Annotated in this window: 16 protein-coding genes and 1 tRNA gene; 10 read left to right on the top strand and 7 right to left on the bottom strand. The window is 71.9% G+C overall.

Going from position 1 to position 20440, the window contains the following annotated elements; translation table 11 throughout:
- Positions 1 to 28: 28 nt before the first annotated feature.
- Positions 29 to 1018 (top strand): proteasome assembly chaperone family protein, encoded by a 990-nt coding sequence (locus ACR3IO_RS17795; protein WP_434072567.1) that lies wholly within the window; start codon positions 29 to 31, stop codon positions 1016 to 1018.
- A 31-nt stretch (positions 1019 to 1049) separates the two neighbouring features.
- Here ACR3IO_RS17795 and ACR3IO_RS17800 read toward each other — a convergent pair whose 3' ends face one another.
- The gene (locus tag ACR3IO_RS17800; protein WP_434072568.1) at positions 1050 to 1868 is read right to left on the bottom strand and encodes an undecaprenyl-diphosphate phosphatase; all 819 of its coding nucleotides are present in this window, start codon (positions 1866 to 1868) and stop codon (positions 1050 to 1052) included.
- A gap of 43 nt (positions 1869 to 1911) precedes the next feature.
- Positions 1912 to 3246 carry a M20/M25/M40 family metallo-hydrolase gene (locus ACR3IO_RS17805; RefSeq protein ID WP_434072569.1) on the bottom strand — a complete coding sequence of 445 codons (1335 nt, stop codon included), beginning with the start codon at positions 3244 to 3246 and terminating at the stop codon, positions 1912 to 1914.
- Between the two features lie 208 nt (positions 3247 to 3454).
- Between ACR3IO_RS17805 and ACR3IO_RS17810 the strand changes: the two genes are divergently transcribed.
- The 6 genes from ACR3IO_RS17810 (at position 3455) to ACR3IO_RS17835 (ending at position 11939) form a co-directional block, all read left to right on the top strand.
- Positions 3455 to 3538 (top strand) — tRNA-Leu (locus ACR3IO_RS17810).
- Between the two features lie 272 nt (positions 3539 to 3810).
- Positions 3811 to 4596: a hypothetical protein gene (locus ACR3IO_RS17815; protein WP_434072570.1), complete on the top strand. Its 786-nt coding sequence runs from the start codon at positions 3811 to 3813 to the stop codon at positions 4594 to 4596.
- Positions 4593 to 6266, top strand: a complete 1674-nt coding sequence (locus ACR3IO_RS17820; RefSeq protein ID WP_434072571.1) for a DNA polymerase Y family protein — start codon at positions 4593 to 4595, stop codon at positions 6264 to 6266. The genes ACR3IO_RS17815 and ACR3IO_RS17820 overlap by 4 nt, the downstream gene beginning before the upstream one ends.
- 16 nt (positions 6267 to 6282) lie before the next feature.
- Positions 6283 to 9774: an error-prone DNA polymerase gene (locus ACR3IO_RS17825; RefSeq protein ID WP_434072572.1), complete on the top strand. Its 3492-nt coding sequence runs from the start codon at positions 6283 to 6285 to the stop codon at positions 9772 to 9774.
- 9 nt (positions 9775 to 9783) lie between these two features.
- Positions 9784 to 10659, top strand: coding sequence for a DUF3097 domain-containing protein (locus ACR3IO_RS17830; protein ID WP_434072573.1), 876 nt, complete (start codon positions 9784 to 9786; stop codon positions 10657 to 10659).
- Between the two features lie 173 nt (positions 10660 to 10832).
- Entirely contained in the window at positions 10833 to 11939 is a 1107-nt protein-coding gene (locus tag ACR3IO_RS17835; RefSeq protein WP_434072574.1) for a VIT1/CCC1 transporter family protein, read from the top strand.
- A gap of 36 nt (positions 11940 to 11975) precedes the next feature.
- Here the strand turns inward: ACR3IO_RS17835 and ACR3IO_RS17840 are convergent, their stop codons facing one another.
- The 3 genes from ACR3IO_RS17840 to ACR3IO_RS17850 form a co-directional block, all read right to left on the bottom strand.
- Positions 11976 to 12452, bottom strand: a complete 477-nt coding sequence (locus tag ACR3IO_RS17840; RefSeq protein ID WP_157426182.1) for an Lrp/AsnC family transcriptional regulator — start codon at positions 12450 to 12452, stop codon at positions 11976 to 11978.
- Positions 12453 to 12603: 151 nt separating this feature from the next.
- The gene (locus ACR3IO_RS17845) at positions 12604 to 13971 is read right to left on the bottom strand and encodes an MFS transporter (protein ID WP_434072575.1); all 1368 of its coding nucleotides are present in this window, start codon (positions 13969 to 13971) and stop codon (positions 12604 to 12606) included.
- 42 nt (positions 13972 to 14013) lie between these two features.
- A complete protein-coding gene (locus ACR3IO_RS17850; protein ID WP_434072576.1) occupies positions 14014 to 15816 on the bottom strand; it encodes a DEAD/DEAH box helicase in 1803 nt (600 codons plus the stop codon).
- A 109-nt stretch (positions 15817 to 15925) separates the two neighbouring features.
- Between ACR3IO_RS17850 and ACR3IO_RS17855 the strand changes: the two genes are divergently transcribed.
- Complete coding sequence (locus ACR3IO_RS17855; RefSeq protein ID WP_434072577.1) at positions 15926 to 16711, top strand: SGNH/GDSL hydrolase family protein; 786 nt, start codon at positions 15926 to 15928, stop codon at positions 16709 to 16711.
- Here ACR3IO_RS17855 and ACR3IO_RS17860 read toward each other — a convergent pair.
- Together ACR3IO_RS17860 and ACR3IO_RS17865 are read right to left on the bottom strand one after the other, a co-directional pair.
- Positions 16693 to 17973 carry a D-alanyl-D-alanine carboxypeptidase family protein gene (locus tag ACR3IO_RS17860; protein ID WP_434072578.1) on the bottom strand — a complete coding sequence of 427 codons (1281 nt, stop codon included), beginning with the start codon at positions 17971 to 17973 and terminating at the stop codon, positions 16693 to 16695. The genes ACR3IO_RS17855 and ACR3IO_RS17860 overlap by 19 nt on opposite strands.
- The gene (locus ACR3IO_RS17865; RefSeq protein ID WP_434072579.1) at positions 17970 to 18800 is read right to left on the bottom strand and encodes a TrmH family RNA methyltransferase; all 831 of its coding nucleotides are present in this window, start codon (positions 18798 to 18800) and stop codon (positions 17970 to 17972) included. The genes ACR3IO_RS17860 and ACR3IO_RS17865 overlap by 4 nt, the downstream gene beginning before the upstream one ends.
- An 84-nt stretch (positions 18801 to 18884) precedes the next feature.
- Here ACR3IO_RS17865 and ACR3IO_RS17870 point away from each other — a divergent pair, with 84 nt between their 5' ends.
- Both ACR3IO_RS17870 and ACR3IO_RS17875 read left to right on the top strand, forming a co-directional pair.
- Positions 18885 to 19730 (top strand): NAD-dependent protein deacetylase, encoded by an 846-nt coding sequence (locus ACR3IO_RS17870; protein WP_434072580.1) that lies wholly within the window; start codon positions 18885 to 18887, stop codon positions 19728 to 19730.
- Between the two features lie 90 nt (positions 19731 to 19820).
- A complete protein-coding gene (locus ACR3IO_RS17875) occupies positions 19821 to 20432 on the top strand; it encodes a histidine phosphatase family protein (RefSeq protein ID WP_434072581.1) in 612 nt (203 codons plus the stop codon).
- Positions 20433 to 20440 lie beyond the last annotated feature (8 nt).

The following is a 20440-nucleotide window of genomic DNA, read 5'->3' on the forward strand; positions in this document are numbered from 1 at the left end:
CCGCCGGGCGGAGAGTGGGGCACCAGGCGTGGATCATGCGGCCGGATTCGAGGGTGGACGACTGCTCGTGGTCGCGTTCGAGGGGTGGAACGATGCCGGCGAGGCCGCCACCGGGGCGGCGAAGCTCCTCTCCGAACGCCTCGGGCTGGTCGAGATCGCCGCGGTCGACCCCGAGCTCTACTTCGACTACCAGTTCACCCGGCCGACGGTGGTGCAGGCCGACGACGGCTCGCGCCGCATCGAATGGCCGGGCGCCGCGCTGTACGGGCCGGCAGGTCGACGTGCCCCCGCCTTCGGCGACATCGAGGACCTCCCGGCCGCGATCGAGGACGACACCGACGACGACGAACGCGTCACGGGGCCGGGAGCGGACACGCTGCACGTGCTGCTCGGCGCCGAACCGGCGCGCAGCTGGAAGGGCTTCGCCGCCGAGCTCGTCGACCAGGCCCTCGCCGCCGACATCGAAGCCGTGATCCTGCTCGGTGCGATGCTCGCGGATGCCCCGCACACGCGCCCGCTCTCGGTCTTCGCCTCGAGCGAGAACCGCGAGGTGCGCGAACGGCTCTCGCTCGAACGCTCGAGCTACGAGGGGCCCGTGGGCATCCTCAGCGTCATCGCCGACCAGGCCGAACGCGCCGGCATCCCGACCGTCTCGCTCTGGGCGTCGGTTCCGCACTACGTGCACAACGCGCCCTCCCCCAAGGCGGTGCTCGCCCTCCTCGGCAAGCTCGAGGAGCTCACCGGGCTCAGCATCCCCCGCGGGACCCTCGAGGCCGAGGCCAAGACATGGGAGTCGGGCGTCGACGCGCTCGCCGCCGACGACGAGGACATGGCCGGCTACATCGCCCAGCTCGAGCAGGCGCGCGACGCCGTCGACGCGCCAGAGGCGAGCGGCGAGGCGATCGCGCAGGAGTTCGAGCGCTACCTCCGGCGCCGCGGCGACGGCCCCGACGGCCGCGCCGAACCGCCGCGAGGCGAGGGCCCGCACGACGACCCGAAGCGTCCGCGCGACGTCTGACCGCGGCATCCGCCCGGCGCGCCGGGGTCGATCAGGGCTGGATGACGCCCATGCCGAGCAGCACGAAGAGCGTGCCGCCGAGCAGCACCCGGTAGATCACGAACGGCAGGAAGCTGCGCTTGGAGATGTAGCTCATGAAGAACGCGATCACCAGCAGGCCGACGACGAACGCGACGAGCGTCGCCGCCCCGGTCTCGACCAGGTTGTAGACCGACGGCTCGCCCCAGCTCTTGGCGAGCTGGTAGAGGCCGCTGCCGAACACGGCGGGGATGGCGAGCAGGAACGCGTACCTTGCAGCTGCCGCGCGCTCGTAGCCGAGGAACAGGCCCGCGGTGATCGTGCCGCCGGACCGGGATACGCCGGGGATCAGCGCGAGCGCCTGCGCGAACCCGAAGATGATGCCGTGGCCGACGGTGAGGTCGTCGAGCTTGCGGCGCTTGGCGCCCGCCCAGTCGGCCAGCCCGAGGATCAGGCCGAAGACGACGAGCATGGTCGCGACGATCCACAGCGAGCGGAAGGTCGTCTCGATCTCGTCCTGGAAGAGCAGGCCGAGCACGACGATCGGGATCGAGCCGATGATGATGAGCCAGCCCATGCGCGCGTCGGGATCGTTGCGGGGCACCCGCCCGGTGAACGACCCGAACCAGTGCGAGATGATGCGCACGATGTCGCGCCAGAAGAACACGATGACGGCCGTCTCCGTGCCGAGCTGGGTGATCGCGGTGAACGCCGCTCCGGGGTCTTGGGCGCCGGGCAGGAACTCCCCGAGGATGCGCAGGTGAGCGCTCGAGGAGATCGGGAGGAACTCGGTGAGTCCCTGGACGAAACCGAGGATGAGCGCTTCGATCACGTGGTAGCCGCCTTCTCTCTCCGGCTACCCGGAGTTCAGACCGTCAGTAGTCGAGGAGCAGGTCGCGGAGGACCTGTCTACCGAAGACTAGTGCGTCGAGCGGCACGCGTTCATCGACCCCGTGGAACATCGCCGGGAAGTCGAGCCCCTCGGGCAGGCGGAGCGGGGCGAAGCCGTAGCCCCTGATGCCGAGGCGGCTGAGCGACTTGTTGTCGGTGCCGCCCGAGAGCAGGTAGGGGAAGACGGGAGCTCCGGGATCGTGCGCGTGGATCGCCCGGTGCACGGCGTCGACGAGGGCGCCGGAGGTCGGCGACTCGAGGCCGACGTCGCGGTGCACGATCTGGATCTCGATGTCGTCGCCGGCGATGCGGGCGATCTCGGCGAGCACGGCGTCCTCCTCGCCGGGCAGGGTGCGGATGTCGACGAGGGCCTCGGCCCGGTCGGGGATCACGTTGTGCTTGTAGCCGGCCTCGAGGCCCGTCGGGTTCGAGGTCGTGCGGAGCGTCGCCGTGATGAATCCGGACGCCGAACCGGTGGCGAGGGCGAGCTCGTCGGGCGAGACCTGCTCGGGGTCGACGCCGAGCACGTTCGCGACCTCGCCGAGGAGCTCGCGCGTCGTGTCCGTCAGGCGCACCGGCCATTCGGTCGAGCCGATGCGGGCGATCGCGCCTGCGAGCTTCGTGATCGCGTTGTCGCGGATCAACCGGGACCCGTGCGCGGCCCTGCCGTGGGCGACGAGACGCACCCAGAGCAGCGACTTCTCCCCCGTCTGCAGGAGGTAGGCGCGCGTGCCGCCGACCGTGATCGAGTAGCCGCCGACCTCGCTGATCGCCTCGGTGGCGCCCGCGAAGAGCTCGGGGTGGTCGTCGACCAGGCGGCTCGCGCCCACGCCTCCGCCGGCCTCCTCGTCGGCGAAGTACGCGACGACGATCTCCCGCTCGGGAAGACGGCCGGACCTGAGGATGTCGCCCAGCGCCGTGAGCATCATGGCGTCCATGTCCTTCATATCGACCGCGCCGCGGCCCCAGAGCATGCCGTCGCGGATCTCGCCGGCGAACGGGTCGACGCTCCAGTTGCGGGCGTCGGCCGGCACCACGTCGAGGTGGCCGTGCAGGACGAGTGCGGGCTTGTCGGGGTTGCGACCGGGCACCCGCGCCACGACGCTCGTGCGTCGGGGCTCCGGCTCGAACATCTGCGGCTCGAGGCCCAGGGACCTGAGGTGCGCCTCGACGTACTCGGCGGCCTCGCGCTCGCCCTTCGCCTTGCCCTCGCCGTAGTTCGAGGTGTCGAACCGGATCAGGTCGCGCGCGATGACCGCGGTCTCCTCGAGGTCGGTCGGGCGTTCGGGCTCGGGCGATGGTGCGGATGTCTCGGCCATGCCCTTCACCGTAGCCGCCGAGGGTGATCAAGGCGACGGATGCCGTGACGTGACGACATCCGGAATCGCGAACCGCCGCCTGATCGGCGCTCCGTTGCGCGCGTCGCGTCGCGGGCGGTTCTCATTCGCCGTCGTGGTCAAACGCATGCTCGGAACCGTGCTAATGTCTTATCTCGTGCCAAGCGAGAGATTGCAAGGCAGACACAACGCGCGGGTGGCGGAAATGGCAGACGCGCTAGCTTGAGGTGCTAGTGCCCTAACGGGCGTGGGGGTTCAAGTCCCCCCTCGCGCACGCGATGTGTCGGGAAGGCCCGGATCGGTTTCGATCCGGGCCTTCTTGCATTTCCGGGCGATGCGTTCCACTCGCCGATCCGCGGGCTGCTTCTGCGAGTTCCGCGACTCCCCCGCGGCCTTCGAGGCGGGCCGCCCCGCGTCTCGCGGAGGTGCTCGTCGCCGACCTCGAGTCCCCTTGGATGTCATCGTCGCCGTCCCGTCGACGGGTCGGACGTTCGGCCTCCACGACTTGCCACATTCGAACATGTGTTCGAAACTGGTGGGGTGACCATGACCGCTCCCCTCGCCGCTCCCGCACCTCGTGCGTCGCGCGTCGAGGAGCTGCAGGCGCGCATCCGGGGCATGCAGAGCACACGCCTCGAGACGAAGGCCGTGCCGACGCATCCGGTCTTCGCCGACGTCCTCCCCGGCGGCACGCTGCGCGAGGGCACGGTCGTGCAGGTCGAGGGGTCGATGACGCTGCTCATGGCGCTGCTCGCGGGCCCGAGCGCCGGTGGCGGATGGGCCGCGGTCGTGGGCATGCCCGAGTTCGGCGTCGAGGCGGCTGCACGGTTCGGCATCGCCCTCGAGCGTCTCGCGCTCGTGCCCGACCCCGGCGCCCAATGGCTCGCCGTCGCCGCGGCGCTCGCCGACGTCATGCCGGTCGTCGCCGTGCGGCCGGCCGGCCGGGTCTCGCCCGCGGAGGCGAACCGGCTGCAGGCGCGCCTGCGCCAGCGCGGCACGACGCTGCTCGTGGCGGGCGCCTGGCCGGGCAGCGATGCCCGGATCGGCCTGGAGGCCAGCGAATGGCACGGCATCGAGCGGGGGCACGGGCACCTCGTCGACCGTGAGGTCGTCGTGAACACGGCCGGCCGCGGCGAGTTCGTGCGCCATGCGCGGTCGAGGCTGCGGCTGCCGGGGCGGTCGTTGGAGTTCGCGCCGGTGACGGCCCCGCCCGTGCCGATCGCGGTCCCGTCGCGCCCGGTCCCTTCTTCTCGTACCGTCCCTTCCCGTGCGGTCGCACCGCATCCGATCGCCATCGGACTCGTCGGCGAAGCCCGGCGGAGGGCCGGATGACCGCCGAGCCGGGCCGCACGATCGTGCTCTGGTGCCCCGACTGGCCGGTGCACGCGGTACGCCATGAGCTCGACGTCGACATCGCGGTCGCGATCGCGCTCATCGACGGCGGACTCGTGTTCGCATGCTCCGAGGCGGCGCGTCGTCAGGGCGTCGTGCGCGGGCTGAAGCTCCGCGAGGCGCAGCTGCGCTCCCCCGGTCTCCTCGTGCACGAATACGACGCCGAACTCGACGTGCGCGTGTTCGAGCCCGTCGTCCGTCGCATCGAGCAGACCGTCCCGGGCGTCCAGGTGGTGCGCCCCGGCACGCTGGCCATGCGCGCGCGCGGACCGGCCAGGTACTACGGGAGCGAGCGGGCCGCGGCATCCGCCCTGCTCGCGACGACCGCCGAACTCGGGCTCGGCGAAGCCCGCATCGGGATCGCCGACGGCCCGTTCGCGGCCGAGCAGGCGGCACGGGCGGCCTCGCCCGCGGCGGCGGCGACGGCGGCCGGTGCGGGCGGTTCGGCCGGGTCGTCATCGGTGCGCATCGTCGAGCCCGGGGCATCCGCCGCGTTCATCGCCCCCTTGCCCGTCTCGCTCGTGACCGATCCGCGCACCACGACGCTGCTGAACCGGCTCGGCGTGCACACGCTCGGCGAGCTCGCGGTGCTCCCCGAGGCCGATGTGCGCCGCAGGTTCGGCGCGGCGGGCGCCTTCGCGCACGACCGGGCCTCGGGGCGCGAGCAGGCCCGTGTTCTGGCCCGCACTCCCCCGCCCGAGTTCGAGGTCGAGCAGCACTTCGAGCCCCCGCTCGATCGCATCGACCAGCTCGCGTTCGCGTTCCGGGTGTCCGCCGAGGAGTTCATCGGGCGCATGCGCGCCGTGCGGCTCGTCTGCACCGGCCTGCGGGTCGAGATCGACGACGAGCGCGGCGGGCATTCGGGCCGCAGCTGGCTGCACCCGCGCTGGTTCACCCCAGCCGACGTCATCGATCGCGTCCGATGGCAGTTGCAGGGCGCGGGCACCGCCGACACCGGGCTCGCCTCCCCGATCGTGCGGCTGCGCGTGATCCCCGAGCGCATCGACTCCACCGGCAACCACGAGGAGGGGCTGTGGGGCGGAGGGCCCGACGAGCGCGTGCACCACGGCCTCACGCGCGTGCAGAGCATGCTCGGCCACGATGCCGTCGTGACGGCGGCCGTCGGCGGCGGTCGCATGCTCGCCGACCGGCAGGTGCTCGTGCCGTGGGGCGATCGTGCGCCCGAGCGGACGGGAGATCGGGCCGGCGACCGTGCCGGCGCACGCGCGGGCGACGCCCCGTGGCCGGGCAGCCTTCCAGCGCTCGCGCCGGCGAGCGTGTTCCGCGAACGACAGCCGGTGACCTTGCTCGACGCCCGCGGCGCCGTGGTCGCGATCGACGCGCGTGGGGCGATCTCCGCGCCGCCGGAGCGGTTCGCGGTCGGCGAGGCGCTCGCGTCCGTCGCCCCGACCTCCGCACCACGCACTGCCGACGGGTTCGGCGCAGCCCCCGTGCGTGCCTGGGCGGGCCCGTGGCCGGTCGTCGAACGCTGGTGGGACCCCGAGCACGCCAAGCGCGTGCACCGCTTCCAGATCGTCGACGACGACGGCTGCGCGTGGCTGCTGGTGCGCGATGCCGACGGCTGGTGGGCCGAAGCGAGGTACGACTGATGGAGGGGTGCGGCTGATGGGATGGAACAACCCGGGCATCCCGTGGTCGGAGCTCGAGCGCAAGCTCTCCGACCGGCAGCGGCCGGGAGCGCCGAAGCTCATCGCCGACGGCGGCGACGGGCCGGCGTTCAGTCGCAAGCGGCATCCGTACCGTCCGTCCGAGGGGCTCGAGACGCCGACCGGGCCGATCGTGCCGTACGCCGAGCTGCACGCGCACTCGACGTTCAGCTTCCTCGACGGCGCATCCACGCCCGAGCAGCTCGTCGAGGAGGCGCACCGACTGGGGCTCACGGGCCTCGCGGTCACCGACCACGACGGCTTCTACGGCGTCGTGCGCTTCGCCGAGGCGGCCGAGAGCTTCCCCGAGCTCGAGACCGTGTTCGGCGCGGAGCTCTCGCTCGGGCTCTCCGCGCCGCAGATGGGCGCGGCCGACCCCGAGGGCGAGCACCTGCTCGTGCTCGCAAGGCAGCAGGAGGGCTACCACCGCCTCGCGAGCGCGATCACCGAGGGGCAGCTCGCCGGCGGCGAGAAGGGGCGACCCGTGTACTCGCTCGAAGCGCTCGCCGAGCATTCCGGCGATGAATGGATCATCCCCACCGGATGCAGGAAGGGAATGGTTCGACGTGCCCTCGCGACCGAGGGGCCGGATGCCGCGTGGCGCGAACTCGACCGGCTGATCGCCCTCTTCGGCCGAGACCACGTCGTCGTCGAGCTCTTCGACCACGGGCATCCGCTCGACCAGCAGAACAACGACGTGCTCGCCGAGCTCGCCGCGCGCGCCCGGCTCCCGGTGCTCGCCACGAACGCCGTGCACTACGCCACGCCCGGCGAGCACCGGCTCGCGTCGGCGCTCGCCGCGGTGCGCGCCAGGCGCAGCCTCGACGAGCTCGACGGATGGCTCCCGGCGTCCGACGGGCTGCACCTGCGATCCGGCGCCGAGATGGCCGAGCGGTTCGCGCGCTACCCGGGCGCCGTCGCGCGGTCGGCGACGCTCGCCGCCGAGCTCGGGTTCACCCTGCGCAGCGCTCGCCCGCGGCTGCCGAGACAGGAGGTGCCCGAGGGGCACACGCCCATGAGCTGGCTGCGCGAGCTCGTGTGGGCGGGCGCCGAGCGCCGGTATCCGGGGCTGCCCGACTCGGTGCGCGAACGACTCGCGCGCGAGCTCGACGTCATCGAGCTGAAGGACTTCCCGGGATACTTCCTCATCGTGCACGACCTCGTGCGCGAGGCGCGCAGTCGCGGCATCCTGTGCCAGGGGCGAGGCTCGGCGGCGAACTCGGCGGTCTGCTTCGTGCTGGACATCACGGCGGTCGACTCGATCTTCTACGACCTGCCGTTCGAGCGCTTCCTCTCGGCGCTGCGCGACGAGGAGCCCGACATCGACGTGGACTTCGACTCCGACCGGCGTGAGGAGATCATCCAGTACGTCTACGAGAAGTACGGGCGCATGAACGCCGCCCAGGTCGCGAACGTCATCAGCTACCGCCCCAAGGCGGCGGTGCGCGACATGGCCAAGGCGCTCGGCTACTCGACCGGGCAGCAGGATGCCTGGACCCGCCAGGTCGAGCGCTGGGGCGCCGTGGTGAACACCGACGACCACGACATCCCTGCCCCGGTCGTCGAACTCGCCGAGCAGTTGCTGACCTTCCCGCGGCACCTCGGCATCCACTCGGGCGGCATGGTGCTCACCGACCGGCCCGTCGGCGAGGTGTGCCCCATCGAGCACGCCCGCAAGGAGCGCCGCACCGTGCTGCAGTGGGACAAGGACGACTGCGCGTGGATGGGCCTCGTCAAGTTCGACCTGCTCGGCCTCGGCATGCTCGCCGCGCTGCAGTACACGTTCGACCTCGTGCGCGAGCACACGGGCGAGACGTGGGAACTCGCGACGCTGCCCAAGGAGGAGGCGGCGGTCTACGACATGCTCTGCCGCGCCGACTCGATCGGCGTGTTCCAGGTCGAGTCCCGCGCGCAGATGGGCACGCTCCCCCGGCTGCAGCCCCGCTGCTTCTACGACCTCGTCGTCGAGATCGCGCTCATCCGCCCCGGCCCGGTGCAGGGCGGTGCGGTGCACCCCTACATCCGCCGCCGCACCGGTGAGGAGAAGGTCAGCTACCTGCATCCGAAGCTGAAGCCCGTGCTCGAGCGCACGCTCGGGGTGCCGCTCTTCCAGGAGCAGCTCATGCAGATGGCCGTCGCCGTCGGCAACTGCAGCGCCGCCGACGCCGACCTGCTGCGCCGTGCCATGGGCTCCAAGCGCGGCGTCGAGAAGATCGACCGGCTGCGCGCGAAGCTCTACGCCGGCATGGCCGAGAACGGCATCGAGCCCGAGGTCGCCGACTCCATCTACGCCAAGATCGAGGCGTTCGCGAACTTCGGCTTCGCCGAGAGCCACGCGCTGAGCTTCGGGCTGCTCGTCTACGCGAGCTCCTGGCTGAAGCTGCACTATCCCGCCGCGTTCCTCGCGGCGCTCCTGCGCGCCCAGCCCATGGGCTTCTACTCGCCGCAGACCCTCACGGCCGATGCGCGCCGGCACGGGGTCGAGACGCTCCGGCCCGACATCCTGCGCTCGGGGGCCCACGCCGGGCTCGAGGCGCTCGCGCCCCGGACCGGCGCGGACGCCGCCGCTCGCTCCCGCATCGACGCCGGGATCGACTCCGGTGCCGAGCCCGGTGCCGAGCCCGCAGACGACGGATGCCGCGAGCCGACCGGCATGCCCGCGTGCACGGATGCGGTGCAGCCGCCCGTCGGGACGTTCGTCAGGACGGCGCCCGACCGCTCGGCCGAGCATCGTCGTGACGGGGCGTTCGCGGTGCGGCTCGGCCTCGCCGACGTCTCCTCGATCGGGCTCGCCGTGGCGGAGCGCATCGTCGCCGAGCGCGACGCCCGCGGGCCGTACCGCGACATGGCCGACGTGTCGCGTCGGGCCGGCCTCTCGGCCGAGCAGCTCGAGGCGCTCGCCGCGGCCGGAGCCTTCACCGGATTCGACCTCGGGCGACGCGAGGCGCTCTGGCTCGCCGGCGAGGCGGCGCAGGACCGCGAGGAGTACCTCGCGGGGTCGGTCGTCGTGGTCCAGCCGCCGCTGCTGCCGATGCTCTCCCCCGCCGAGCAGGTGGTCTACGACCTGTGGGCCACGGGCATCTCGCCCGACGACCATCCGATGCGCCACATGCGCGAGCGCCTCGACGCACGCGGGGTGCTGCGCGTCGACCGGCTCGCCACGGCCGAGAGCGGACGGCGCATCGAGGTGGCAGGGGTGGTCACGCATCGGCAGCGCCCGGCGACGGCGAGCGGCATCACCTTCATGAACCTCGAGGACGAATCCGGAACGGTGAACGTGATCGCCGGGGTCGGCGTGTGGCAGCGGTACCGCCGCATCGCGAGGGAGGCGCCGGCGATGATCATCCGCGGCATCCTCGAACGCTCCGACCAGGGCGTGGTGAACCTCGTCGCCGATCGGTTCGAACGGCTCACCGTGTCGGCGCCCGTGCGCTCCCGCGACTTCCGTTAGCCTCGTCCGGTGCCTGCCTCGACCCACACCTCGAACGGACCCGACCGCTACGGCGACGATGTGCTCGCCGGCGACTGGCGGGCGCGCGGACGCCGCGTGATCCCGACCGTCGAAGCCGAACGCGACCTCGTCGTCGAGCTCGCGTCCGACGGCTACTGCGGTGCGGTGGTCGCCGTCGACTCGCAGCACGTGACGCTCGAGGACCGGCTCGGGAAGACCCGCATGTTCCCCCTCGGGCACGGGTTCCTCGTCGACGGCGAGGCCGTGCAGCTCGTGCGGCCGAAGCCGAAGGCGCCCGCGGGTCGGATCCGCACGGCGTCGGGGTCGTTCGCCGTCGACGCCGCCCAGGCGAAGGCGCGGGTCGCCCTGCCCAGCCGCATCTTCGTCGAGGGGCGGCACGACGCCGAACTCGTCGAGAAGGTCTGGGGTGCCGACCTCCGCGTCGAGGGCGTCGTCGTCGAGTACCTCGAGGGCGTCGACGTGCTCGCCGAGCAGCTCGACGAGTTCCAGCCCGGCCCGGGTCGCCGTGCCGGGATCCTGGTCGACCACCTCGTGCCCGGTTCGAAGGAGCAGCGCATCGCCGACGCCGTCATGCGCGGCCCGCACCGTGCGAACGTGCTCGTCGTGGGGCATCCGTACATCGATGTCTGGCAGGCCGTGAAGCCGGCCCGGGTGGGCCGCGAGGAGTGGCCCGTGATCCCGCGGGGCACCGAGTGGAAGCACGGCATCTGCGAGGCGTTCGGGTGGCCGCACGCCGAGCAGGCAGACATCGCCCGTGCATGGCAGCGGATCCTCGGGCAGGTGCGCGGCTACGGCGACCTCGAGCCGGCACTGCTCGCCCGCGTCGAGGAGCTCATCGACTTCGTGACGGCTCCCGCCGACTGACTCCCCTCACACATCGCCGACCGTGCTTCGGCGCTCCGAAATGCTGCCAATCGCGCGGAATCGAGCGGATGCCGCGATCTCCGTCGATATCGTGAGTCGGGGTCGCAGGAGCGATCCGATGACGTGATGATGCGGGAGCGTGCCGCGAACGGTCCTCCCGAGAGGCGGGACCGATGACCCAGACGAACACCCCGGTGCCGCAGGGCAGCCCCGCAGATCGTGCGCGCTGGCGGCGTTACCTGGCCGACGAGCGCGCCGAGGCCGTCGTGTACCGCGAGCTCGCCGCACGGCGCACCGGCGAGGAGCGCGAGATCCTGCTCGCGCTCGCCGCTGCCGAGGGCCGCCACGAGGCGCACTGGCTGACGCTGCTCGGCGGTGACGAGTCGGGCGTCCCGCGCGCCGACCTCCGCACCCGGATGCTCGGCTGGTTCGCCCGCCGATTCGGCTCGATCTTCGTGCTCGCCCTCGCCCAGCAGGCCGAGGGGCGCTCGCCGTACGGCAGCGATCCCGACGCGACCCCCGCGATGGCCGCCGACGAGCGCATCCACGGCGAGGTCGTGCGCGGCCTCGCGGCCCGCGGCCGCCGGAGCCTCGCCGGCACCTTCCGCGCCGCGGTCTTCGGCGCCAACGACGGACTCGTCTCCAACCTGGCGCTGGTGCTCGGCATCGGCGCGACCGGCGTGCCCGCCTCCGTCGTGCTCTTCACGGGAATCGCTGGGCTCCTCGCGGGCGCGCTGTCGATGGGTGCCGGCGAGTACGTCTCCGTGCGCTCGCAGCGCGAACTGCTCGAGGCATCCGCTCCCGACCCGACGGCGCGGGAAGCCCTCATCGACCTCGACATCGATGCGAACGAGCTCGCGCTCGTGTACCGGGCCCGTGGAATGGAGGACGCCGAGGCGCAGGAGCAGGCCGCGAAGCTCGTCGCGCGTGTCCAGGCCGCCGGCGCGCTCTCCGGTGCTCCGACGGATGCGCTGGGCGTCGGAGCCGACGACGACGAGGCGATCGGCACCGGGCTCGCGGCTGCGATCTCGAGCTTCCTCTTCTTCGCCTCGGGCGCGCTCATCCCGGTGCTGCCGTGGATCTTCGGCATGAGCGGACTCTCGGCGACGATCCTCGCGGCCGTCCTCGTGAGCATCGCGCTGCTCGCGACCGGTGCGACGGTGGGCGTGCTCTCGGGTGCGCCGCCGATGAGGCGCGCGCTTCGCCAGCTCGCCATCGGGCTGGGCGCCGCCGCCGTCACGTACGTGCTGGGCCTCGCCTTCGGGACGACGATCGGCTGATCGGTCGCCAGGGCACAGGCCGGGCCGGGCCGCGGTTCAGCCGACGAGCTTGTCCCATCCGTCGCCGTCGACGTGCTCGAAGATGAGGTTCGTCTCGGTGTGCGCGACGGCGGGGTGTCCGGTGAGGTGGGCGAGCACGAACTCCCGCAGCTCCTCGGCGTCGCGCGCGGCGACGTGCAGCAGGTAGTCCTCGGCGCCGGCCATGTGGTACACCGAGATCACGCCCGGAAGGTGCGGCACCTGCGAGCGGAACGCGTCGATCTCGGAGCGATCGTGCTTCACGAGCCGGATCGCGATGAGCGCCTGCAGCGAGACGCCGAGCGAGGCGAGGTCGACCTCGACGCGGTACCCCCGCACGGTGCCGAGCGCCTGCAGGCGTCGCAGTCGCAGCGAGACCGTCGACTCGGCGACGCCGACCTCGGCCGCCAGTGCCGCTCCCGACGCACGGGCGTTGCCGGAGAGGGCCCTCAGCAGGGCCCGATCGACGCGATCCAGTTCGGGCTTCTCGGCCATGGGGGTGCCTCCAACGAGTCGGGTTGCCTGACTCCGTGAGAGTCGCTCATTGACGAATCATACGAGGCGGAGCGGAGGGCGGCCGTCTTCGTGACGGACCGCGGCGATGCGGTGCCGTCCGACGGGTCGCCCGGATGCCGCGCGCATCGGGTCAGGCGGATGCCGCGCGCTCGGGCGCGAGCCGGGGATTGCGGATGCCGAACCACGAGATCGCGCCGCCGATCACGAGTGCGACCGCGACGAAGAGCGCCGTCCTGCGATAGCCATCGACGTCGAGTTGCGACCCCGCGATGACGCTGATGCTCGCGATCGCGATGAGGCCCGCGATGCGGGCGACCGCGTTGTTGACGGCCGATCCGATGCCCGCCCTCGACGGCTCGACGGCGCCGAGGATGGCGGACGTCAGGGGCGCCACCGTCATCGCCATGCCCACACCGATGACGATGACCCCCGGCAGGAACTGCCACCAGTAGACGAAGTCCTCGTCGACGACGAGCGTGAGGAGATAGCCGACGCCGACGATGATCGGGCCCAGCGTCATGAACAGCCGCGGCCCGAACCGGCCCGAGAGCTCGCCGAACCGGGAGCCGAGCAGGACGAGCACGATCGTGGGCGGCAGCGTCGCGAGTCCGGCCATGGTCGCGCTGAATCCGCCGAACTCCTGGAGGAAGATCGTCATCGCGAAGGGACCGAGGGAGAACGCCGCGTAGATGAAGACGGTCGCGAGGTTGCCCATCGCGAAGTTCCGCGCCGCGAAGAGCGTGAGCGGCAGCATCGGCTGGGCGGTCCGCCGCTCCTGCAGCACGAAGAGGACGAGCGCCAGGACGCCGACGACGAGCGGCACGAAGACGACCGGCGACGACCATCCGAACCGCCCCTGCTCGATGAGCGCGAAGACCGTGCCGGCCAGGCCCACGATGCCGAGTGCGGCGCCGAGCCAGTCGATGCGCTCGTGGTCGGGGTTCGGTTCGTCCCGTCCGAGGCGGTGCATGAGCACGAGGGCGAACGCGATCGGCAGCAGGTTGATCCAGAACACGAGACGCCAGGAGACGAGGTCGACGAGCAGGCCGCCGAAGAGCGGCCCGATCAGGAACGCCCCGGTCGTCCACGCGGTCCAGCGCCCGATGGCGCGCCCCTGGTCGGCGGGGGCGAACGTGGCGACGATCAGCGCGAGCGAGCTCGGGACGAGGAGTGCGCCCGCGGCGCCCTGGAAGGCGCGTGAGACGACGAAGAACAGCCCGGTCGGGGCGATCGCGCAGAGCACCGAGGTCACGGCGAAGCCGGCGAGCCCGATGCGGATGATCCGGAGGCGTCCGTACGAGTCGGACAGCGACCCTGCGAGCAGGATCAGCGAGCCGAGCGTCAGCAGGTAGGCGTCGACGGCCCACTGCTGCAGTGCGAGTCCCCCGCCGAGCTCTTCGGCGAGGGACGGCAGTGCGACGTTGATGACCGCGCCGTCGAGGAAGGCGATGAACGAGACGACGATCGCGACGACGAGCACGCGGGCCTGGCGATCCATATCGGCCATGCTGGCACACCGGCGCCGAGGGGGCATCGCGGGTCAGCGACTGCCGAGCCGCTTTCGCAGGTAGTCGATGCGGGACTGGAGCTGGGTCACGGTCGCCTGGGCGACCGCGGGCCCGCCGCACACCCGGCGGAGTTCGGCGTGCACCATCGAGTGCGCCTCGCCCGTGTGGCGTGCCCAGAGCCCGACGAGGCTGTTCAGCAGCGTGCGCTGCTCCTTGAGGGTGCGATACAGGGCGACGGGTTCGCTGGGCTCGGCGGTGGCCTCGGTGTGCTTGCGCCGCTCTCCGGCACGACGCGCCTGACGCGACTGGCGGTGCCGGAGCAACTCGGACACCTGCTCGGGCTCGAGCAGGCCGGGGATGCCGATGAAGTCGAACTCCTCGTCGCTGCCGGGTTCGGCGAGCGTGCCGAACTCGGTGCCGTCGTAGAGCACGCGGTCGAAGGAGGCGTCGGAGGCGATGGCCTCCCAGGTGCCGAACTCGAGCTCTTCGGAGGCGCGCTCCTCGCGGTTCGCGGATTCGAGGAGGCTGTCGTCGAGGCCGTCGTCATCGGCCTCGTCGCCGCCGCGCCGGTCGAGGGCGTGGTCGCGCTCGAGTTCCATCTGCGACCCGAGGGCCATGAGGATCGGCACGTTCGGCAGGAAGACGGATGCCGTCTCGCCGCGCCGTCGCGCGCGCACGAAGCGACCGATCGCCTGGGCGAAGAACAGCGGCGTCGAGGAACTCGTGGCGTAGACGCCCACCGCGAGCCGCGGGACGTCGACGCCCTCGGACACCATGCGCACGGCGACCATCCACCGGCTGGAGTTCTCGGAGAACTCCTCGATGCGGGCGCTCGCCTCCTTCTCGTCGGAGAGCACGACGGTGACCTTCTCGCCGCAGATGCCCTCGAGGATCTTCGCGTACTCGCGCGCCACGGTCTGATCGGTCGCGATGACCAGTCCGCCCGCATCGGGGATGCCGTGCCGCACCTCGGTCAGCCGGCGGTCCGCGGCCGCGAGCACCGCGGGGATCCACTCGCCCTTCGGTTCGAGGGCCGTGCGCCACGCCGCGGAGGTGATGTCCTTCGTGTTGTCCTCGCCGAGGCGGGCTTCCATCTCGTCGCCGGCGCGCGTCTTCCAGCGCATGTGCCCGGCGTAGACCATGAACATCACCGGTCGCACGACGCCGTCGGCCAGCGCTCGGCCGTAGCCGTAGGCGTAGTCGGTCTGCGAGAGCCGCACGCCGTGCGCGTCCTGCTCGTACTGGACGAACGGGATCGGGGCGGTGTCGGAGCGGAACGGGGTGCCTGTGAGCGAGAGCCGCTTGGTCGCCGGTTCGAACGCCTCGCGGATGGCGTCGCCCCACGAGAGCGCGTCGCCGCCGTGGTGCACCTCGTCGAGGATGACGAGCGTGCGACCCGAGACCGTGAGCTCGCGGTGCAGCGCCGGCCGCATCGCGACCTGCGCGTACGTGACCGCCACGCCGTGGAAGTGGCGGGCGATGCTGCCGTGCGCGTTGCGGAATCCGGGATCGAGGCGGATGCCGGCGCGAGCCGCGGCATCCGCCCACTGCCGCTTGAGGTGGTCGGTGGGGGCCACGACCGTGATGCGGTCGATGATGCGGCGGGCTCGCAGTTCGGCGGCCAATCGCAGCGCGAACGTCGTCTTGCCGGCCCCCGGCGTGGCCGCGGCGAGGAAGTCGCGGGGCATGTCGGCGAGGTATTGCTCGAGTGCCTCGGCCTGCCAGGCGCGGAGCTTGCTCGCCGTGCCCCACGCGGCACGTTCGGGGAACGACGGAGAGAGGTGTTCGGCGGCCGAGGTGCCCGGCTGGTTGCCGGAAGGGGTCGCAGTGCTCACTGGATTCGAGGGTAGTCCAGCCTGCCGACATCCTCGAACCGACGTGCCCGGATCCGTTCGACGCGGACCGGCCGCGGCGACCGATCACGGCGTTTGGCAGAATGGAGGGATGGTCACCCAGCAGCACCCATGGTCACGCTACGTCGCGATCGGCGACTCCTTCACCGAGGGCATCGGGGACCCGGAGCCCACCGTGCCCGGCGGACACCGCGGGTGGGCCGACCGCGTGGCGGAGGTGCTCGGGCAGGGCAGCGAGGACTTCGCGTACGCGAACCTCGCCGTGCGCGGCAAGCTGATCCGGCAGATCATCGACGAGCAGATCGCGCCGGCGCTCGCCCTGCGCCCCGACCTCATCACCATCTCGGCCGGCGGCAACGACGTCATCCGACCGGGCACCGACCCCGACGAGATCGCGGCGCGGTTCGAGTACGCGATCGAGCGGCTCTCCCGCGACCACGCCACCATCGTGATCTTCACGGGCGTGGATGTCGGGTTCTCGAACGTGTTCCGCGGCATCCGCGGCAAGGTCGCCATCTACAACGAGAACCTGCGCATCGTCGCGAAGAAGTACGACTGCATCGTGGCCGACCAGTGGGCGTTCACCGAGATCCAGGACATGCGCATGTGGGCGCCCGACCGGCTGCACCTGAACGCCCTCGGCCACCACACCGTCGCCCGCATGGTGCTCGAGGCGCTCAACGTCGAGAACGACCTCGAACCGCTGAAGCCCGAGCCGCTGCCGTCGAGCACGTGGCGCCAGGCCCGCGTCGAAGACCTCTCCTGGGCGCGGGAATACCTCGTGCCGTGGGTGCTGCGTCGTGTGCGTCACCAGTCGTCGGGTGACCACGTGCAGGCCAAGCGACCCGACGCCGGGCCCTACTCGCTGCCCGACTGAGTCTGCTCCGCGTCGAGCGCGCCGGGGTTCGTGAGCCGCCACCAGGCGCCCGGATCGGTCAGCGACGCATCGAGCACGAGCGGGACCGTGATCTCCTGCGAGCCCGCGCGCACGACCGCGGTGCCGACCTCGTCGCCGCGACTGGCGAGCGTGACGGGGTCGGCGTGGACCTCGACGTCGACGGGCGTGTCGTTCCACACGACGACCGTGGCGCCGTCGGCGGTGCGGCCCCTGGCCGTCTCGCCCCACGGGGTGTCGTACTCCGCGAGCACCTGGTTCGCCTCGAGCGGCGAGACCTCGTGGAACCCCGGCGCCACGGAGTCGAGCATCACGGCGATCGCCTCGTCGATGACGGCGTGGGTCTCGCCGCCGAGCAGCACGCCGACGACCGTGACCGTGGAGGACCCCACGGCGTAGTCGGCCGTGAACAGCAGGTTCGCCGCGTCATCCGTCGTGCCGGTCTTCATGCCGTCGACCCCGTGCGTGCCGAGCAGCTTGTTGGAGTTGGTCAACGTGCCGAGCTCGGGGATCTCGACGCTCTTGGAGGCGACGATCGCCGCGATCGTGGGGTCTTCGAGGGCGATCTCGCCGAGCGCGACCATGTCGGCCGCCGTGCCGACGTTGTCGTCGGAGATGCCGCTCGAGTCGACGACATGCGTGTTCTCGAGTCCGTGCTCCGCGAGCCATGCGTTCGCCTTCTCGACGAGGGCCGCTTCGGAGCCGAACGCCCAGTTCGAAATGGAGATGCCGTAGTTGTTGCCCGACGGGATGAGCAGGGCCTCGAGGCTCTCCTTGAGGCTGAGCGTGGATCCGGCCTCGACCGGGGCGACCGAGCCGTTCTGGGCGACCATGTCCCAGTAGATGTCGACGTCGGCGTCGGTGTACTCGATGTCGGGCCCCTGCTCGCCGGCCGCGATCGGATGCTCCGCCAGCACGGTGAGCGCCGTGATGACCTTCGTGATGCTCGCCATCGCCATCGGGGTCTGCTCGTTGCCGGCGGCGAGGAGCCCGTCGAAGCCGACCGCGCCCACTGCGAAGCCGCCGAATCCGGGCAGCGCCAGTTGCTGCGGTGCGGCGGCCACCGGTTCGGGGTCGGTCACCGAGGGCGCCGCCGTCGGGATCGGCGCGCCCAGCGTGTTCGCCCCGTAGACGCCGGCGCCGGTGAGGAGCGCCACCACGACGGCGAGTGACGTGAAGACGACGATCCGGCGTCGCCGGTACACGCGGGCGTCGGGTCGCGGCTCGGGTCGTGCGGCGCTCATCGGCTCGGCTCCGGATCGTCGGCGGGATCGACCTGCAGGGCGTAGAGCACGACGGCGGCGGCGGCGGCCACGTTCAGCGAGTCGACCCCGTGCGCCATCGGGATGCGCACGACCCGATCGGCGGCTTCGAGCGCCGTGCGGCTGAGGCCGTCGCCCTCGGCGCCGAACACGAGTGCGAGTCGCTCGGGAGCCTCGGCGGCGAGCTCGCGCAGGCCGATGGACCGCTCGGAAAGGGCGAGCGCCGCGATGGAGAACCCGGCGTCGTGCAGCAGGGCGACCGACTCCGACCACTCGGGCAGCCGGGTCCACGGCACCTGGAACACCGTGCCCATGCTGACCCGGACGCTGCGTCGGTAGAGCGGATCGGCGCATCGCGGGCTCACGAGCACGGCGTCGGCGCCGAGCGCGGCGACCGAGCGGAAGATCGCGCCCACGTTCGTGTGGTCGACGATGTCCTCGAGGACGACCACGCGTCGGGCGCCGGCGAGGAGCGCTGCGGGTTCGGGGAGGTCGGGCCGCTCGAACGCCGCCAGTGCCCCGCGATGCACCCGGTATCCGGTGATCGCCTCGAGCTGGTCGGCATCGGCCAGGTGCACCGGCACGTCGAACGGCGCCAGCTCGGACTCGAGTCCGGGGAGCCACTTCTCCTCCATCAGCACCGATCGCGGCCGGTGGCCGGCCCGGATCGCCCGCCGGATGACCTTCGCGGACTCGGCGATGTACAGGCCGTTCGCGGGCTCGTGCGCGCTGCGAAGGGAGACATCCGTGAGCCCCGCATAGTCTGCGACGGCGTCGGATGCCGCATCGCGGACTCGTTCGATGTGCATGATCCTCCTGCGTCCAGCCTGCCAGTCCCGAAACAATCCGGAAAACCGACGCGTCTAGAATCAGACGATTCGAAGGGAGCACCGGTGACATCCGACCTCGAAGTCCCCGTCCGCGGGCATGCAGCACTCGACCAGGCGATCGATCTGCTTCGCGGCGCTCGCGTGGCGGTGCTCACCGGCGCCGGTGTCAGCACCGATTCCGGCATTCCCGACTATCGCGGCGAGGGCGCCCCCGTGCGCACGCCCATGACGTTCCAGGCGTTCCTGGCGTCCGAGGCCGCACGCAAGCGCTACTGGGCGGGCAGCCACCTCGGCTGGCGCGCCTTCGGTGCCGCCCGGCCCAACACCGGGCACCGCGCGCTCGCCCTCCTCGAGGCCGCGGGCGTGGTCGGCGGCCTCGTCACGCAGAACGTCGACGGCCTGCATCGCCGAGCCGGCAGCCGGCACGTGGTCGAGCTGCACGGCGGCATGGACCGCGTGCTCTGCCTGACCTGCGGCCAGCAGTTCGCCAGGCAGGCCGTGGCCGATCGGCTGGCGGCCCTGAATCCCCGCATCGAGCTCGACGGGGAGTTCGCGGTGAACCCCGACGGCGATGTCGACGTCGACGACGCGGCCTCGCTCATCGTGCCCGACTGCACCGTCTGCGGCGGCATCCTGAAGCCCGACGTGGTGTTCTTCGGCGAGTTCGTCCCGCCCGAGGTCTTCGAGGCCGCCGCATCCGTCGTCCGCGGGTCCGACGTGCTGCTCGTCGCCGGATCATCGCTCGTGGTGAACTCCGGCATGCGGCTCATCGAGCTCGCACGCCGACGCCACCTGCCGATCGTGGTCGTCAATCGCGGCATCACGAGGGGCGACAGCCGCGCGGCCGTGAAGGTCGATGCCGGCACGAGCGAGACGCTGGCGGCGTTCGCGGCGGCGCTCGCGTCCTGACCCGACTCGTCCTCGCGGTGCGCTGAGGACACGTCGGCGCCGGGCCCGCGCGATTCGGACCGGCATCCGACGTTCTGCCAGAGTGGAGCGATGACCGATGCCACTCCCCCGGACGACCACGCCGTCACGCGATTCGCGATCGTCCGGCACGGCGAGACCGACTGGAACGTGCAGCGCCGCATCCAGGGCGCGACCGACATCCCGTTGAACGACACCGGTCGCGTGCAGGCGCGCGAGACGGCATTGCTGCTCGACGATCGCCCCTGGCACTCGATCGTCGCGAGTCCGCTCTCCCGCGCGTCCGAGACCGCGACCATCATCGCGGCGACCCTCGGCCTCGAGGCGCCCGAGATCGTGCCCGACCTCGCGGAGCGGAGCCACGGCGTGCTCGAAGGACTCGACCATCGGGGCCGTGCCGCGGTCGAGGCGCAGGCCGCGAGCATCGAGGGCCTCGAGCCGAGGTCGGTCGTGATCGAGCGCGCCCGTCGTGCCCTGCTCGAGCTCGCCGCTGCGCACCCCGGCGAGGACGTGATCGTGGTGACCCACGGCGGCGTGATCCACGCGCTCATGCTCGACCTCAGCGACTGGACGTTCCCGACGCCCGACTACGCCATCGAGAACGGCTCGGTGCACGAGGTGATCGCCCGTGACGGCGCCCTCGTGCTCAGCCTGCCCGACGCCGCGACCGGAACCGACGGCTGACGCCGGCC

Origin of the sequence: Agromyces sp. Marseille-Q5079, from assembly GCF_051016555.1 — a bacterium.
Taxonomy (GTDB): Bacteria; Actinomycetota; Actinomycetes; order Actinomycetales; family Microbacteriaceae; genus Agromyces.

What these genes read in the sequence shown, in the direction of transcription:
- ACR3IO_RS17845 (WP_434072575.1), bottom strand. Translation starts at nt 13,971, where the DNA reads ATGGATCGCCAGGCCCGCGTGCTCGTCGTCGCGATCGTCGTCTCGTTC.
- ACR3IO_RS17825 (WP_434072572.1), top strand. Translation starts at nt 6,283, where the DNA reads ATGGGATGGAACAACCCGGGCATCCCGTGGTCGGAGCTCGAGCGCAAG.
- ACR3IO_RS17805 (WP_434072569.1), bottom strand. Translation starts at nt 3,246, where the DNA reads ATGGCCGAGACATCCGCACCATCGCCCGAGCCCGAACGCCCGACCGAC.
- ACR3IO_RS17840 (WP_157426182.1), bottom strand. Translation starts at nt 12,452, where the DNA reads ATGGCCGAGAAGCCCGAACTGGATCGCGTCGATCGGGCCCTGCTGAGG.
- ACR3IO_RS17875 (WP_434072581.1), top strand. Translation starts at nt 19,821, where the DNA reads ATGACCGATGCCACTCCCCCGGACGACCACGCCGTCACGCGATTCGCG.
- ACR3IO_RS17855 (WP_434072577.1), top strand. Translation starts at nt 15,926, where the DNA reads ATGGTCACCCAGCAGCACCCATGGTCACGCTACGTCGCGATCGGCGAC.
- ACR3IO_RS17835 (WP_434072574.1), top strand. Translation starts at nt 10,833, where the DNA reads ATGACCCAGACGAACACCCCGGTGCCGCAGGGCAGCCCCGCAGATCGT.
- ACR3IO_RS17815 (WP_434072570.1), top strand. Translation starts at nt 3,811, where the DNA reads ATGACCGCTCCCCTCGCCGCTCCCGCACCTCGTGCGTCGCGCGTCGAG.
- ACR3IO_RS17860 (WP_434072578.1), bottom strand. Translation starts at nt 17,973, where the DNA reads ATGAGCGCCGCACGACCCGAGCCGCGACCCGACGCCCGCGTGTACCGG.
- ACR3IO_RS17865 (WP_434072579.1), bottom strand. Translation starts at nt 18,800, where the DNA reads ATGCACATCGAACGAGTCCGCGATGCGGCATCCGACGCCGTCGCAGAC.
- ACR3IO_RS17820 (WP_434072571.1), top strand. Translation starts at nt 4,593, where the DNA reads ATGACCGCCGAGCCGGGCCGCACGATCGTGCTCTGGTGCCCCGACTGG.